13 protein-coding genes are annotated in these 15,945 nt (G+C 45.7%); 9 read left to right on the top strand and 4 right to left on the bottom strand.

Annotated elements, in window-relative coordinates; all coding sequences use genetic code 11:
- The first annotated feature begins 223 nt into the window (after positions 1-223).
- From ABH09_RS10240 to ABH09_RS10260, 5 genes are all read left to right on the top strand, one after another.
- Complete coding sequence (locus tag ABH09_RS10240; RefSeq protein ID WP_016519133.1) at positions 224-871, top strand: bifunctional 2-keto-4-hydroxyglutarate aldolase/2-keto-3-deoxy-6-phosphogluconate aldolase; 648 nt, start codon at positions 224-226, stop codon at positions 869-871.
- 51 nt (positions 872-922) lie between these two features.
- Complete coding sequence (locus ABH09_RS10245; protein ID WP_253714307.1) at positions 923-2,500, top strand: ClC family H(+)/Cl(-) exchange transporter; 1,578 nt, start codon at positions 923-925, stop codon at positions 2,498-2,500.
- Positions 2,501-2,694: 194 nt separating this feature from the next.
- Positions 2,695-4,044: a uracil-xanthine permease family protein gene (locus ABH09_RS10250; protein WP_253714308.1), complete on the top strand. Its 1,350-nt coding sequence runs from the start codon at positions 2,695-2,697 to the stop codon at positions 4,042-4,044.
- Positions 4,045-4,049: 5 nt separating this feature from the next.
- Positions 4,050-4,763: a nucleoside-triphosphatase gene (locus tag ABH09_RS10255; protein ID WP_253714309.1), complete on the top strand. Its 714-nt coding sequence runs from the start codon at positions 4,050-4,052 to the stop codon at positions 4,761-4,763.
- Positions 4,764-4,774: 11 nt separating this feature from the next.
- A complete protein-coding gene (locus ABH09_RS10260) occupies positions 4,775-5,581 on the top strand; it encodes a nucleotidyltransferase family protein (protein ID WP_253714310.1) in 807 nt (268 codons plus the stop codon).
- Between the two features lie 11 nt (positions 5,582-5,592).
- Here the strand turns inward: ABH09_RS10260 and ABH09_RS10265 are convergent, their stop codons facing one another.
- The 3 genes from ABH09_RS10265 to ABH09_RS10275 all read right to left on the bottom strand — a co-directional run bounded on the left by ABH09_RS10265 (position 5,593) and on the right by ABH09_RS10275 (position 9,844).
- Positions 5,593-6,834: a hypothetical protein gene (locus tag ABH09_RS10265; protein ID WP_253714311.1), complete on the bottom strand. Its 1,242-nt coding sequence runs from the start codon at positions 6,832-6,834 to the stop codon at positions 5,593-5,595.
- An 85-nt stretch (positions 6,835-6,919) separates the two neighbouring features.
- A complete protein-coding gene (locus ABH09_RS10270; RefSeq protein WP_253714312.1) occupies positions 6,920-8,404 on the bottom strand; it encodes a hypothetical protein in 1,485 nt (494 codons plus the stop codon).
- A 213-nt stretch (positions 8,405-8,617) separates the two neighbouring features.
- Positions 8,618-9,844, bottom strand: a complete 1,227-nt coding sequence (locus tag ABH09_RS10275; RefSeq protein WP_253714313.1) for an exo-beta-N-acetylmuramidase NamZ family protein — start codon at positions 9,842-9,844, stop codon at positions 8,618-8,620.
- Positions 9,845-9,956: 112 nt separating this feature from the next.
- Here ABH09_RS10275 and mgtE point away from each other — a divergent pair, with 112 nt between their 5' ends.
- Entirely contained in the window at positions 9,957-11,306 is a 1,350-nt protein-coding gene (mgtE, locus tag ABH09_RS10280; RefSeq protein ID WP_162664227.1) for a magnesium transporter, read from the top strand.
- 24 nt (positions 11,307-11,330) lie between these two features.
- Positions 11,331-11,957 carry a diacylglycerol/polyprenol kinase family protein gene (locus ABH09_RS10285; RefSeq protein ID WP_253714314.1) on the top strand — a complete coding sequence of 209 codons (627 nt, stop codon included), beginning with the start codon at positions 11,331-11,333 and terminating at the stop codon, positions 11,955-11,957.
- Between the two features lies 1 nt (position 11,958).
- Here the strand turns inward: ABH09_RS10285 and ABH09_RS10290 are convergent, their stop codons facing one another.
- Complete coding sequence (locus ABH09_RS10290; protein ID WP_253714315.1) at positions 11,959-12,825, bottom strand: hypothetical protein; 867 nt, start codon at positions 12,823-12,825, stop codon at positions 11,959-11,961.
- Between the two features lie 479 nt (positions 12,826-13,304).
- On the opposite strand from ABH09_RS10290, the gene ABH09_RS10295 reads away from it, so the two are divergent.
- Together ABH09_RS10295 and ABH09_RS10300 are read left to right on the top strand one after the other, a co-directional pair.
- Positions 13,305-14,603, top strand: coding sequence for an NCS2 family permease (locus tag ABH09_RS10295; protein WP_253714316.1), 1,299 nt, complete (start codon positions 13,305-13,307; stop codon positions 14,601-14,603).
- Between the two features lie 122 nt (positions 14,604-14,725).
- Positions 14,726-15,661 (top strand): NYN domain-containing protein, encoded by a 936-nt coding sequence (locus ABH09_RS10300; RefSeq protein ID WP_253714317.1) that lies wholly within the window; start codon positions 14,726-14,728, stop codon positions 15,659-15,661.
- Positions 15,662-15,945 lie beyond the last annotated feature (284 nt).

The raw sequence follows: 15,945 nt of genomic DNA on the forward strand, positions 1-15,945 counted from the left end.
ACGTTTTCCTTTTCCTTGGAAAGGCTGCGCGAAATTTAAAAAATTTCGCACAGTTTATTTTAGAAAAAGGGCAATTGCATCAGATAAATAAATAAGAATCGCAGAAGAATGGAGGTTGGGCAAGCATTTGAACCGCGAAGAGGTTCAATTCTGATTGCACTGCCTCTATTCTTCTGCGGGGATGTTCCACAAACGTCTGATGCAATTGCCCTGCGGAGGAATTGTGAAAAAATACGAATTGATACAGGCGTTGATTGAGGCGGGGGCGGTTTCCGTTATTCGGGCGGAAAATAAGGCACAGGGGCTTAAAATCGTGGAAGCCGTGCGTGCAGGGGGGATTACCGCTATCGAAATTACGATGACGGTACCGCATGCCGACGAAATTATCCGCGAGTTAAGCGAGGCATTCGGTTCGGATATACTGTTGGGCGCGGGTACGGTACTCGATGCGGAGACGGCACGTGCCTGTATTATTGCAGGCGCTCAATATATCGTCGGGCCGTCTTTTAACGAAGACTGCGCACGCCTTTGCAACCGCTACGCAGTGCCGTACATTCCCGGTGTTATGACGCCGCAGGAGGCGGTGCGCGCACTTGAGTTCGGTGCTGACATTCTCAAGCTGTTTCCGGCAGAGCTTTTCGGGCCTAAAATCATCAGCGCTTTTAAGGGGCCGCTTCCGCAGGGGACCTACATGCCGACCGGTGGCATCACTGCCGAAAATGCAGCCGAGTGGATTAAAGCGGGAGCCGCAGTGCTCGGCATCGGAGGAGCACTAACAAAGGGCGCAAAAACCGGCGATTTTGAATCGGTTACCCGCACCGCCCGTCAATTAAAAGAGGCGGTTGCCGCAGCACGCAGTAAATCCATCTAAGGGGGAACTTCTGAAAAACCGGAGTTTTTAGGACTTTCGGCTATAATTGTAATGATCGTTATGAATGAATATTCGGAAACAGGCACATTGCTTAAAAGAAGACAAGAAAACAAGTGGCTTTTGGTATTTGAAAGCCTTGTAACCGGTTTAATTACCGGCTTGGTTATTACGGGCTTTCGGCTCTCAATCTCGTATCTTAGAAATACCCGTGTTGCGTTATACGGTGTTATACGGACTACGAGCGTGCAAGGCGTTCTCCTTGCGCTGGCAGTTTTGGCACTAGCGGGATTATTTATCGGCTTTATCATTACAAAATGGCCGATGATTAAAGGCGGCGGAGTGGCGCAGATTGAAGGTGTCTTTATGAAAAAGCTGCAGTTTTCCCCGCTTTACGAGCTCCCGCTCAAGTTTATCGGCGGTGTTCTCGGCATCGGACTGGGACTTTCGATGGGGCGAGAAGGGCCTTCTGTCCAACTGGGTGCATATATCGGCGATGCTGTTGAACGGCTGGGAAAGCGCTCGTTTACCGAACGGGTGTGCTTGATTACCGCAGGGGCAGCCGCCGGTCTTTCTGCAACATTCAACGCTCCTTTTGCTGCAATTGTCTTTGCGCTTGAAGATATCCATCATCATTTAACTCCCCTGCTTTTAGCCTGTGTCATGGCAGGGTCTTTTGCAGGCGATTTTGCGGGAAGCATTTTTTTAGGCAGGGGGCCGATTTTCCGATTTTTTACGGCTGTGGAATTTCCGCTTTCTCAATTTGCATGGCTGATAGGGCTGGGCATATTCGTCGCGCTTATAGGACACGGGTTTAAGCAGTCGATTTATTTGTTCCAACGATGCTATAAAACACTGCATATCCCGCCGATCTTACGACCTGTTATTCCGTTCCTGCTGTCGCTGCCGGTCGGCTTGTGGCACAGTTATTCTTCGGGCGGCGGCGACGGGTTGATACGGATACTGACCGAACAATCTTTTCCGATTACGATGCTGTTGATGTTCTTAACTGTTAAGCTGCTTTTTACCGGAATCTCCGCAGGGTCGGGCGCAATCGGCGGTATTTTTGTACCGCTCCTTGCCTGCGGCGCGGTAGGAGGCGCACTGTATGCAACCGTATTAGTGCATTTCGGTTTATTGGCACAGGAGCACATCAATACAATGATTCTCTTCGGCATGGCTGCCTGTTTTACCACCGTTATTAAAGCGCCGCTTACTGCCTGCGCTATCGTGTTTGAAACAAGCGGTGCTCTCCCCCAGCTAAGCGGGTTGGTGCTGACCTGCCTTACGGCCTATCTAACGGCGAGTTTTATCGGTTCGCAAGCGCACGATCATATTCTCCTGACGCAAATTCTTGAGTCGGATAGCCGTGCAGTGAATAAAAAATCCGGTACGGAATCCGGCAGCCCTCAGCTTTATGAACTGCCGATCGGCTTGCATTCAATCGCGGCCTTAAAGAAAATCAACGAAATGGAATGGCCGCAAAAATGCCGCATTGTCAGCGTTATGCACGGTGAACACGAATCTATTCCCGACGGTAATACCGTACTGTACCCCGGCGATAAATTGATTGTCCTTGCAGAAGATGATACAGGCGATATTTTGGAAATACTCACCGTCTTAACCGAATAGCAAGCGTTCCGTAAAAACGGGTGTGAGCGCCGTTAAAAATCTTACTTTTTTTTAGACAAGCTAATAAATTTTTCTTGCTATTTACCATATTCACAGTTATACTGATAGAATGAGTAAACATTCGCATCTCTATCAGTATATACTCATAGAGTAAAAATACGCGGGTGATATGTATTATAGTTAAGGAGGAGATTATGAGTATTTCAAAAGAAAATATTTATAAGCTCGAAGGTCGTGTTCCGCTAAAAACGGCAATCCCTCTCGGTATGCAGCATGTTTTGGCTATGTATGCCGGAAACCTCGCCCCGATTTTAGTTATATCGGGTGTTCTTAATATCCCGGCGGATATTAAAGTTTCGCTGCTGCAAAGCGCTATGTTTGTTGCCGGCGCTGTTACGTTCGTCCAGTTGCGGCCTATCTGGAAAATCGGTTCGGGACTCCCCACCGTTATGGGAACCAGTTCAGGATTTATTCCCGTTGCTATCGGCGTAGGACTGCAATATGCCGCAATGGGAGACTGGTCAAACGGATATGCTGCCATTCTCGGTGCATCCCTTATCGGCGGTTTAATGGAGTTTATGCTCGGGTTTATCGTAAAACCGCTCCGCAAGTTCTTACCGCACGTTGTTACCGGAACCGTCGTTACCACCTTAGGAATTTCGCTTATTCCCATCGGCATCAAATTTGTCGGCGGAGGTGTCGGGCTTGAACAAACCCCCGAATTCGGTTCAATAAAGAATCTGTTAGTTGCCCTTTTCGTCTTTTTAACGATTATCTTTATCCGACAAATGTTCACCGGTTTTTTAAGTATCTCTTCCATTCTGATCGGACTTATCGCGGGGTATATCGTTGCCATATTTGTGGGTATGGTAGATTTTACGCCGGTAAGAAACGCCGCATGGATTTCCGCTCCGCTGCCCTTCTTTGCCGTAGGGCACCTGAACCTCGCTTTCCATTGGGATGCCATCGTTCCATTCATACTTGTTTACCTTGCAACAACTATAGAAACGATCGGAGATAACACCGGCATTGCAGTCGGCGGCCTCGGACGCGATATAACCGACAAGGAATTGCAGGGCGCAGTTCATGCAGACGGCTTCGGCAGTATGTTTGCAGCCATCTTCGGCGTTATGCCGAACACCTCGTTCAGCCAGAACGTCGGGCTTATCGGTATGACAAAGGTTGTCAACCGCTTTACCATCGGTATCGGCGCAGGCTTCTTGGTATTGTGCGGTTTCTTCCCCAAACTCGGAGCAATCGTTTCGACTATCCCAAACCCGGTATTGGGCGGCGGTGTATTGCTGATGTTCAGTATGATCACGATGAGCGGCTTAAACCTAATTTACCAGAGCGGAAAGATTGCAGAACGTGATGTTGTCATTATTGCGGCTTCACTTGGCGTTGCATTCGGTCTGAGTAATGTACAAGAAGTTATGCAGCACTTACCGATGTGGTTCCAGAATATCTTTAAACAGGCTATCGTCGGTGCCTTTGTTACCGCGCTTATTCTGAACCTCCTGCTGCCGAAATCAAAAGAGGATTAACCGATTTGAGCATATTGCCGCACAAGAATAAACCTTCCAATGATCCTGACAATTTCGATGCCGGTAGGCCGATCGTTTCGGAACTTGGAAAACGGATATTCTTTGTTACTGGCGAACGGGGCTGCGGAAAATCTACGTTTCTTGCAGCCCTTATACAAAAGTTCAACCTGCAGCCATCAGGCTTTATTACAAAAAGAGAAGCGCCGCCGGAGTGTGCAGTGTATATGCATCAGGTTGTCACCGGTACCGCAAGATACCGGTATACAACCGGCAACAAAGTCGGAATATGTCCCCAGCAAAAACCGGTCGGTTTTGCCCCGGTATTTGATACATTCGGGGTTATGTGTTTGAAGCAAGCGGAGGAGGTAACACTTTCTTCGATTGGCGGCGAACATTCCGACACCGATTGCGATGCAGCGTCACTGTCCCCTACCCTGCCGGTAATCTTAATGGATGAACTCGGCTTTATGGAAGCGGAGGCGGAGCTTTTTTTCCGAGCCGTATGCGATCTGCTTTCCGACTCCCGCTATTATATCATCGGAGCCGTAAAACCGCATAGGACGCGCTTTTTGCCGGTCTTGGAACGTATGCAGGAAGCCGTAGTATTCCATCTGACTATGCAAAATAGAGCAGAACTGTATGAACGGCTTGGGCGAGCGCAAAGTTTTGCATCATTTTTAGATACTGCGGAAATCGGAGTTCCAAACGATAACAAATGATGCCGAGTAATATGCAAACAATCTCGACAGTGTCCGAAAACAACAATACCGGCAGCCCCATCAAACTCCCCACTGCAATTCTCCTTGCAGGAGGACTGTCAACCCGCATGGGCTGCTGTAAACAGCTGCTTCCGCTTTGCGGAAAACCCTTAATCGGATACGTCATTGAAACACTGCTTGAAGCAGGTATTACCCATCTGGTGATCACGGTAAATGCCGAAACACAGCAGCCCATAACAAAAATGATAGCGCAGCTGACACAAATCAAATCTACGCAAAAACCACCTGTGCACAACGGATGCCAAAAGAGTCTTGACGCCGGCAACGCAACCCGCCAATCATTCCACTGTGATATTGTCTTTAATCCGGATCCGGCGCGGGGACAGGGACATTCGGCGGCTCTTGCAGTACAAGCTGCGTGCCGCGGCTATGCGGAAGCTCTTGCAGTAAACACAGCCGCTCCCCTTCATCACCCAAGCGGCTTTTTATTCTGCACCGCCGATCAGCCTTTTTTGCAAGCCGACAGTATCCGCGACCTCTGCGCCGTCTTTCAGAATAATCCCAACCGCATTGTTTCTGCTGCCTTTAACGGCAAGCACTGTTCTCCGGTTATCTTTCCGGCGGCACTAGCCGGTGAGCTCAGCCGCTTGGACGGAAGTATCGGTGGCAGAACCGTGATGAACGCTCACCCTGATCTGATTCTACACTCCCCGCTCCGCTCCGAAATGGAAGCCTTCGACATCGATACGCCTGAAGACTTTAAACGGGCGAAAGAGTATGTGCATCAGCACACACAGGGCAACTGCACCGAAATATAGAAGATATCCCTTTACCGTCCTAACCGGAACATGAGTGTTTTACCCCGGATCATAACCAGTGAAATACTTTCCATGCCGGGAACACTTTCTGCTGCCGAGTAGACGATATTTTCCATATCTTCCACTCTGCCGAAATATTGTACTGCGTACTTTGTTTGAGCGGTAGATTGATACACAACCCGTATTGTTTCGACTTTAGTGTTCAATACATTTCGGAACTTGTTCATCAGTTTACTGTCGGAACTATTGTTAATAGTAATTTCATACCGAATACCTTGTGCATAATCCCGCACCAATGCTTTTTTCGCTTGATCAACGGCAACACTCATTGCTTTAAAGACCGTTGACTTTATCGCGTTCTGTGCCGCAGCTTCGGTACTTCCGCGGTCGAACGTCTTAGGACTGCTATAGGGTACAGCGCCGAGTAATTCTCCCGTAGACGGATTGTACATTTTCAAGTTAACTTCAGCTTGAGCATAGTAACCGCCTGTTTCTCGGCCGCCCTGCACAAAACCGTCCACTTCAATATAAACATCAGCCCCAAGTTTTTGTGCAATCCACTGTACAACCGAAAGATCAGCCGTATCAGGTTCTTGAGTAAACAGCGTAGCACTATCTGATTTTAATGCTTCTACCGCGGCATAATCAACGGCACGGTACCCGTTGTCAAGCAGGTATTTATTCGCCATGTTAACGGCAGACTTGGAAAATGTACTCCCATCTTTTGCCTTTTGATTTGGAACAACCATATACAGCATACTATCGACATACTGTGTGATAAATCCGACATTATTTCCTTGCAATTCGCTCTTGATTCTTGCCTCATGTACTTCAGGACTCGATAGAATATTGCCGCCCTTTGCAGAATAGGTACCGATCATATCGAGTGTACGGCGTAATTCATCCATTTTTACCGGTACGGTGATCTCACAATAGTATCCTCGGTACGTTTGATCGCGCCGCAAAATACGCATATAGTCGGTTTCAAGGTAAGCATTCGGTCTTGTCCCGGCGTAAAAAGCGGAATATAACTTACTACGATTCTGCATTTCTTCCGTCTCCCCGATAAGGTCGATAACGGCAAGCCGCAGGGTATTCGCTTTTGCCTGAGTCAGTGCCTCCAAAAACGTATATCCCTCTCCGGAACCGGCATAATAAGGGTTGTAGCCTGTGTACTGCGGAATCCGCGGCATAACGGTACATGATGTCAAAAGCACTGACAGCAGTGCATATAATACAATGTTTCTTTTCATAGTTTTCTCCCTATCGTGTGAGTTATATCAGACCACTGTCTAAAAACTTCGTTTTTGGACAGTTTCCTTAGATTGAGATACATGCCTAGAACCTGCGGGTTATTCCTATAAAAACATGAAAGTTCATGTGTGATGATAGGACATCCCATACATAATTATTAACCTTATCGAGTTCCGGCTGGGGAAATAGGCTTTCTTTTTTCAATTTTTCAGCTGCCTGCGCGGGACTCAGTAAATTATGCATATAGCCGAATCCGGCACTCCCGCCTATCGTCCAATTCCGCGAAATAAAGTAATCTGCCGATACAAGAACCCTCCCGCCGAGTTGAGTTGCAGTAACGGTATAAGTCTTTGCCGAATTTGATTGCGCGGCAACGGATGTACCCGAAAAGCAAAATTGTAATTCCGGTGTAATCTTAAAACGGGATGTATAGAAATTATAAACCCCGATACCTAAATATCCTGTTCCGAAAGGAGTAAGCCGCATCGGTTTTGCACTCAATACAGCGGAGGATCCAATCGGTTGTTGTATGGCATACTCATATCCGACCGATATACTGAGATGAAAATTGGCCTTGTATACAGCCCGTATACCGAAAGTCGGCTGAACACGCAAAAACTCCTTTGAGTCTTTTGTCATTACGCCGGTAATGGGAACCGTTATACCTGCATATCCTTGCAGTAGAATACGGGATCCTAAAAGCTCTTTAACAGAATCCCCTTCGACAATCGGCTGGTCTGCGTAAATCACTTTTGCAACTGAAAAAGTATCGTGTACTTCCGAAATAATTAACAAACCGGTTTCTTTTACCGACTGCTTTCCGGCAACTGAGATGGATTTTTGAAGGATATATTCATCTCCTGCATTTATACCGATATCCTTTCCCAGCTCGATTGTAACGGTATTGTTTTCATGGTCAACGGCAAGTACTCCGCTTGCCAATGCAAACTCCGGTTCAAATTTAATTGCCGTATAAACCGAACTTATTAAAGAACTGATTGCTTCGTCAACCGCATCGGAACGCCGTTTTGCGACTTTTTTAACGGATAGCGGTATAACCCGCTCACTCGCGGAACCGGAAACGTCAAGGATAGATATAGCCCCTTCTATTCTGACTATCCAATACTTTTTTATAACTTTTTTGCCCTCAACTACAGTTTCTTCAAACATAAGACGTTCATCATAGTCGGTAATCCGGGGAGCAAATACCAAAAAGGCTCCGGTAAGCCGTTCCCAATCGGCACGTGTAAAAGCCTCTTCTCCTGATAACACGGTTTCGGAAATTTCCGACTGCTGTTCTTTCATCCTTTTGATTTGATCGATAAAGGACACAATATTGTTTGAGTTGAGCCGGTACTCCATACCGATTACGTTAAACCGTTTAAAAGAAGTAACAACATCGATAATCCGTTGATCTATTCTTGCGGCAACTTCGGAGGGGACATATCCCGAATGAGAAAGTCTAAAGACTGCAATATCTTTTTTACCGCTTACCGTTTGAGCGGAGAGCAGCGTTGCTAAGATCACATACACTATAACGAATATGTATCTTTTAGAATATTTAAACATGGCCGTATACTAGCATAATCGATAATTTCGGCGCAAGAGGAAGACCATGCTACTGAACCGCATAAAACATTACCGGATATATTCCTGCATAAAAATTGAGGCTGCTCAACCAGAGTTGAACCTCTTCGCGGTTCAAATGGTCTCACAGCCTTAATTTTTATGCGGCGTTTAAGCTATCTGTCTTATGCGTTTATCCTTCTGCTAAAATACTAACTAATACAGAAGATATTTCTTGCGGATGTTGCTAAACAGCTTTGTCTCTTTTTCAATGCGGGTAAAATAATCCTGCGTAGTTTGCAAAGGATTGGTGAGCTGTGTACAACCTGTTAATAAATGGAGGCCGCAATATTTTTTGCCCACATTGTTTATCGTAAACTTGTCGGGGTAGAGGTGCTTGAGTTCGTAGAACATGGCAATTGCCGTCTTAACGGGCGAAAAACTGCGGCGGTCGGTAACGGCAATTTGTACTCCCCCGCAGAGCTGCCCCGTATAGAGCGAAATCGATGGGGTAAAAAATGCGGGCAAAAAACGCACGCCGTCCAAGCCCAACCGATTCAGCTGATCAGCTAGACGGTAAGCATCGATATAAGGCGCTCCAAGGTACTGAAACGGCATCGTTGTTCCCCGTCCTACCGAAAGGTTGGTTCCTTCAAATAAACAGACACCGGCATATACGAGCGCGGTGAGGGGCGACGGAATATTGGGAGACGGCGGCACCCATATCAGAGGCAGCTCGTCAAAGTAGGTCTCTCTATCCCAGCCTGTCATCGGGATTACCGTCAAATCACAATGAATACCGTATTCGGTGTTGAAGAGCAAGGCAAGTTCCCCGACCGTCATACCGTGCCGTTGCACAATGGGAAAATATCCCGTAAAGGAACGGTATTCAAGCTCCAGCATATTCCCCTCGACGGTGCCACCAATCGGATTTGGGCGGTCAAACACGACAAATTGTTTTTTATACCGCGCACATTCTTCCATCGCGTATGCCATGGTGGAAATATAGGTATAGAAACGAGCTCCGACATCTTGAATATCAAAGCAGAGGATGTCGATATCTTTTAACATTTCCGGCGTCGGCCGTTTGGTATTTCCGTAAAGGCTGTATACCGGCAGCCCCGTTCGCGGATCGGCGCTGTGTCCGATGGATGCCCCCTCCCGTTCGTTGCCCTGTATACCGTGCTCGGGCGAAAAAAGCGCCGTAAGCTGCACCGACCGGCTCAACAGCACCGCAGAGGGCGTTCCCGCGGAATCGATACCGGTTTGATTGGTAATCAGTCCTACTCGCTTTCCGGCAAAAATGGCACGATATTGCGGCAACTGTTCAATTCCCAATTTTAACCGATTTTCTGCAACGGCTTCTTGGCATACAATACAAAACAAGAAGAACAATACCGCCGCTGTCTTTAGTTGGCGTAAATGGCATACAGACATTTTCATAAGGAGATTCGACCCAAATATATTTCTCATTGGGAGCATTATAGAGTACCTATACATTTTTTTAAACCGGTATAGCAGAAACCGGCCATTTTAAGTATACTAGGGCTTAACTATGGAAGATAAGACGCAGGAAATGGAGCGGATTCAAGAGCTGCTCGACAATAGGCACTACGTGGCATTAATTGCGGAACTCGCCGAGATGAACGCGGTTGATGTCGCTGAAATATTGGATAAAGAAAATGCGGCAAATGCAGTATTCCTCTTTAGAATGCTTCCCAAGGATCTTGCAGCCGAAGTATTCGCACTCCTTTCGAGTGAACAGCAAAGCGCATTTATCTCATCGATTACCGATAAAGAGCTCGGTCCTATTTTGGACGAACTTGCGTTTGATGACGTCGTAGACCTTGTAGAGGAGATGCCGGCAAACGCCGTGCGGAAAATATTAGCGAACTCCGGCGAAGAAGAACGCAAGCTCATCAATCAATTCCTCAAATATCCTCCCGATTCCGCAGGAAGCCTGATGACGATTGAGTACGTCAGCCTTAAAAAGACGATGACGGTAAAACAGGCGTTGGACTACATCAGAGAGACGGGACTTAAAAAAGAAACGATCTATACCTGTTATGTAACCGATGCTAACAGGGTACTTGAGGGCATCGTTTCATTAAAAGAACTCGTGTTGGCGCCCGAACAGGAGCTTATTGAAAATATCTTTGAAAGCGAATGTATCTATGTGAACACGCACGATGATCAAGAAAGCGTTATCGCGGTTTTTAAGAAGTACGCCTTTCTTGCCCTGCCCGTTGTCGATGCGGAAAAACGGCTGATCGGTATTATCACCGTTGACGACGTCATGGATGTTATGGAGCAGGAAGCTACCGAAGACTTCCAGATTATGGCCGCTATGCAACCGTCCGAAGACGCATACCTGAACACCGGCGTTTTTACACTCGCCAAGCACCGTATCGGCTGGCTGATGCTCCTGATGGTTTCGGAAACCTTTACCGGCAAGATTATCGAACACTACACCGAACTGCTGGCAACACTTACCATACTCACCTCATTTATTCCTATGTTGATGGATACCGGCGGAAATTCGGGCAGCCAGTCATCGACATTGATTATCCGCGGTCTTGCTACCGGCGAAATTCAGCTGCGCGACTGGGGTAAAGTATTATGGAAGGAACTCCGTATCGCAATTATGGTAGGTGCGCTGCTCGGGCTAACTATTTTTGTAAAGGCTTATTTCTTGGACGGAAAACCGATTCTGATTTCTGCAAGTGTCGGGCTAACGCTTGTTGTAACCGTTACTATTGCAAAACTCACCGGCGGACTTTTACCGATTCTTGCAAAAAAACTCCACATGGATCCCGCTATTATGGCAGGCCCGCTCATCACCACGATTGTAGATGCTGTCAGCCTTATCGTTTATTTTAGAATCGCAAAGTTCCTGTTGTTTTAAAGGCTAATAGTATATTGGGATTATATGAAATGGTTTGAACGCTTCCGATACCGTACATTCTCTCAAACTGTCTCCGTAGAGGAACTGTTGGTTGAAGTGTTTAGGAAAACTATTCATCTGTCTTCTGCTTTAACCGTTGTATTTGCCGAACATTGGTATACGCCTACGATTGTCGCTATTGTTGCTATCACGCTGCTCTACTGTATCTCAGAATCTTTTCGTATGCGCGGCTATGAGCTCGGTATCATTGCGCATATTACTCGTTACGCATCACGGGCACGCGATAAAGGGCGGTTCGTATTGGGACCGCTAACACTTGCCACCGGAGTGCTTGCCGCACTTTTGTTTTTCCCCATGCATACGGCAAAAATTGCAATATTTGCACTTGCTTTCGGGGACGGTCTTGCGAGCCTTATCGGGAAGCGTTTCGGAAAAATTCACTTAGCTTTTTTTAAAGATAAGACCGTTGCGGGAAGTTTAACCTGCTTTGTCGCTGTGTTCCTTTCGTCCTTCGCCGTCAGCGGAAAGTTTTGGAAAAGCCTTGTATTGGGTATTGCCGGGGCATGTATCGAAATGCTGCCCCTAAAAGATTATGACAACCTTTTGATACCGGTTGCTATCGGTTTTCTTGCCTTACTGCTCCATGCGTAAGCTATTGCCACAGATAAAACTGATGAATTGCTTTGAGGAAAAAGCCCCCACCTACTAGCAAAGCTACAATGCCAAAGACAGTAAAAAACCAGGAACCGGTATACAGTAAAAGCGTATATGCAATTAACATTATCAACAGCTGAATTGCAGCCTTCCGATACTCGGTAATACTGCGATAAATGCCGACCAACAAAAACGATACAACTGCCAATACGCAGACAATCCCACTAAAGGAATAAAGGAGATAGCGATAGGAGCGAGAAAATGAGAAAAACGAGACCACTTGAATGGTATCGATCGGAATAACATGAGACAATGCAAACGCGATAAAACTCAGCAAGAAAATAATAGATCCCGTTTCCCGCGTAAAAGTTTTATGGGCAAAGAGGCTTGAAGTTAAAAGCGCCAAGCAGGCTCCAAACCGAAAGAAGAAAATAATCCGTGCAACGGAAGCCATAAAAACGGTCAATAGCGGATACCGTTCTTGCAACGGAAAAAGGAGCTGTAACGCTTCAACAGACAGTGCGAAAATAAACAAGCCAAAAAAAGAAATCTCAAGAGCATGAGTTTTTTCGAAAAGAAAGAAAATACAAACAAGCAGTGCCAATGCTATTAGCGGAAATGCTGCGATACCGATCATGGCTGCATAATTATTATAGGCAAAAAACGGAAGTCTAAATAACTGAAAAGTACTTTCCGAGACTGTCGGCAACTTCGCAAGCAAATTATGCGCAACAATAACAATACAGCAGCTTATGCTTCCGATTACCATGAGCGCAGTAATACAAATACCGAAAATTAAGATTCTATTACGTCCGGCTATTGTCATATCGTGATTAGTATAGTTGGAAACGCCTAGTTCTGTCAAATATACCTTTTGAAAATATACGACGCATCTACTTCGTTGCCTTGCCAAAAGTGTACATCCTTGTACACTTTTGGCAGCGAGTTTCAGCATCGCTGAAACATCGCTTCTGATATAACCAGCGGCATCCGTGCCGCTACTGAAAAATCTTCAACGTATCTCAGAACCGCCACGGATGGCGGTGGTTTCAAGAAGTAACAAGTTTGCTTGCAAACTTGCAGCCTACGAATGTACACGGATGTACATTCGTGGGCGGGGATGTCCGTGGTTCCGCGCAGCAGCGACGTTTTTGCGCAGCAAAAACTCGACGTTGAAAAGTGTACACGGAGGTACAAAAAACGGCTTGATGCATTTATTCTGACAATATAGCCTAAAAAAAAATAAGGAAGCAAAAAAAAAATTTTCTTGCGGAAACAATTATTCCGTGATACACTAATAGAAATGCTGACTGGTACTCATTTATTCTAAAAGGAGGCTACTTTATGGAAAAACTCTTTCAGCTTCAAGCGCACAAAACGAATGTGCGTACCGAAATCATTGCAGGATTAACAACTTTCCTTGCAATGGCGTATATTCTTGCCGTCAACCCGCTCATTTTAAGCGACGCAGGCTTGAATCCCGGCAGTGTATTTACGGCTACCGCATTATCTGCGGCAATAGCAACCTTGATAATGGCCGTACTTGCCAATCTTCCTGTCGCGCTTGCTCCCGGCATGGGCTTAAATGCTTTTTTCACGTATACTGTTGTTATCGGAATGAAGTATTCACCCGCAACAGCATTAACGGCAGTATTCCTCGAAGGCTTACTGTTTATTTTGCTGTCCTTTTTCAATGTACGGGAAGCGATTGTTGAATCAATCCCGATCAATCTGAAGAAAGCGGTTGCAGCAGGTATCGGCCTTTTCATCACATTAATCGGTATGAAAAATGCGGAAATCATCGTTGATAATCCTGCGACATTAGTCGGTCTCGGCAACGTTACTTCAGGAGCTGCTTTATTGGGCCTCATCGGTCTGGTTATTACTGCAATTCTGTACGTTCTACATGTTCCGGGTTCAATTCTCCTTGGAATTTTAATTACTACCGTAATCGGTATTCCAATGGGTGTTACGGCACCGTTCGGCGGATGGGAAAATTGGTCTATCGTAAGCGCTCCGGCAGCTCCGGTTTTCTGGAATTTCGATTTCAGCAATATCTTCAGTTTCCAGTTCTTTACGGTATTCTTTTCATTCCTGTTTGTTGACATTTTTGATACGGTCGGGACCTTAGTCGGCGTTACCAACCGCGCAGGACTTATCGACAAAGACGGAAATATCCCACGGGTAAAGCAGGCATTGCTCTCCGATGCTATCGGTACGGTTTTCGGTGCTATGCTGGGAACTTCTACCGTTACCAGCTTTGTCGAAAGCACTTCCGGCGTAGCGGCCGGAGGAAGAACCGGTTTAACCGCGTTGACAACCGGTGTATTTTTCTTAATTGCCTTGATTTTCTCGCCACTTTTCTTATTGATTCCGTCAGCAGCTACTGCACCGGCGCTTATCATTGTCGGATTCCTGATGCTGAGTGCTGCAGCCGAAATCGATTTCAAAGATCCTACGGAAGGTATTCCTGCGTTCTTGACAATCGTTATGATGCCGTTTACCTACAGCATTGCCGAAGGTATTGTGTATGGCATTCTTTCCTACGTTATTTTGAAGGCCATAACAGGTAAATTCAAGCAAATCCCGATTATCAGCTGGATACTGTTTGTTATCTTCTTATTGAGGATTATTCTCCATTAAGCTGTTTTACAGTTAAAACTATACACATCTCGGACACTCATATAGAGTATGGGTGTCCGTTTTTTTTCTTACAGCAAAAAGCGCCTCCTTGAAAAATATACAAATAAGGATACAATATCCGTATGGACAGAAAATATGTACTACTGATCGACGGCGACAATATTCCGCCGAGTTTTTTGGAAGCCATTATCACCGAAGTTTCTAAAGAAGGCGAATTATTGATAAAACGTTTATATGGAGACTGGACAACACCGAATATGAACGGGTGGAAAAATTGGCTTGAAAAGATCCCCATTCGTCCGGTACAACAATTTCGTAACGGGCCAAATGCAACCGATAATACTATCATTATGGATGCTATTGAGCTTGCCAACACCAATAAAAGTATTAATGCTGTTTGCATCGTTTCGACTGATTCCGACTATTATAGCCTTGCGCTTAAATTGCGGGAGTACGGGCTTTATGTTCTCGGTATTGGGAAACAAAATGCTAAGGCTCTTTGGGTAAACGCTTGTAATGAATTTAAATATCTGGAAAACCTCGATAGTGCAACAACCCCTGAAGAGGAGAGTCAAGATTCCCCCTTCGATTCTCTGGAAAAATTATTAAACCATGCCTATAAAAACTCACGAATGACGGAAGACGGATGGGTCAGTCTTTCCGATTTAGGCAAATCCATCCGACGGAGTATGCCGGAATTTGATCCCCGATCTTATAACCATAATACCTTACGAGAAATTCTTGAAGCTTTTCCCGATCAATATGAAATGACAACCGATAAACTGGTTCCGCCCAACCATTGGATTAAAGCGAAAGAACAACAAAAAAGCGATACGTTAAGCGGCACCATTAAACGCTTTAAAGGAAACTGGGGAATTATCGAAACTGTCGATCACGGCGATTTCTACTTCGGCCTTACAAACCTTACCAAATCGTCTCGCCGCAAAAAGATTACGGAAGGAATGCAGGTACGCTTCAAGGTGTTTAAGGAACCGAATGCTGACGGAGAGAACTTTGCCGAAAGAAACGGCAAGGCAACAGACGTGGAACTACGATAAACGAGTTTGTTGTATACTGCTATTAGGTAGCTCTCAAATATTTACCTGTTTTCGCAAGTTCTTATTATCTTCATTTTTAAATAAGACGTTACAAACCGCTGACTGTGGGATTAATATGCAGTACGGTGTATATGTACTGTTACTGTAGGTACATAAATTCAGTATGACTCTGATATTCGACATGTTTTTTATGGCTACGACCTGTTATCAAAGCTTATACTAGGAGGAACGCTTCTTACAAAGAACCTCCTAAAAAAATATCTCGAAAAAAGTGAAGCCGTCTA

Source organism: Treponema sp. OMZ 803 (assembly GCF_024181165.1).
Classification (GTDB): Bacteria; Spirochaetota; Spirochaetia; order Treponematales; family Treponemataceae; genus Treponema.

Bases quoted from the DNA above. Each gene is read 5' to 3' on its own strand.
- ABH09_RS10245 (WP_253714307.1), top strand. From the start codon at position 923: ATGATCGTTATGAATGAATATTCGGAAACAGGCACATTGCTTAAAAGA.
- ABH09_RS10250 (WP_253714308.1), top strand. From the start codon at position 2,695: ATGAGTATTTCAAAAGAAAATATTTATAAGCTCGAAGGTCGTGTTCCG.
- ABH09_RS10260 (WP_253714310.1), top strand. From the start codon at position 4,775: ATGCAAACAATCTCGACAGTGTCCGAAAACAACAATACCGGCAGCCCC.
- ABH09_RS10265 (WP_253714311.1), bottom strand. From the start codon at position 6,834: ATGAAAAGAAACATTGTATTATATGCACTGCTGTCAGTGCTTTTGACA.
- ABH09_RS10270 (WP_253714312.1), bottom strand. From the start codon at position 8,404: ATGTTTAAATATTCTAAAAGATACATATTCGTTATAGTGTATGTGATC.
- ABH09_RS10275 (WP_253714313.1), bottom strand. From the start codon at position 9,844: ATGAAAATGTCTGTATGCCATTTACGCCAACTAAAGACAGCGGCGGTA.
- mgtE (WP_162664227.1), top strand. From the start codon at position 9,957: ATGGAAGATAAGACGCAGGAAATGGAGCGGATTCAAGAGCTGCTCGAC.
- ABH09_RS10285 (WP_253714314.1), top strand. From the start codon at position 11,331: ATGAAATGGTTTGAACGCTTCCGATACCGTACATTCTCTCAAACTGTC.
- ABH09_RS10295 (WP_253714316.1), top strand. From the start codon at position 13,305: ATGGAAAAACTCTTTCAGCTTCAAGCGCACAAAACGAATGTGCGTACC.
- ABH09_RS10300 (WP_253714317.1), top strand. From the start codon at position 14,726: ATGGACAGAAAATATGTACTACTGATCGACGGCGACAATATTCCGCCG.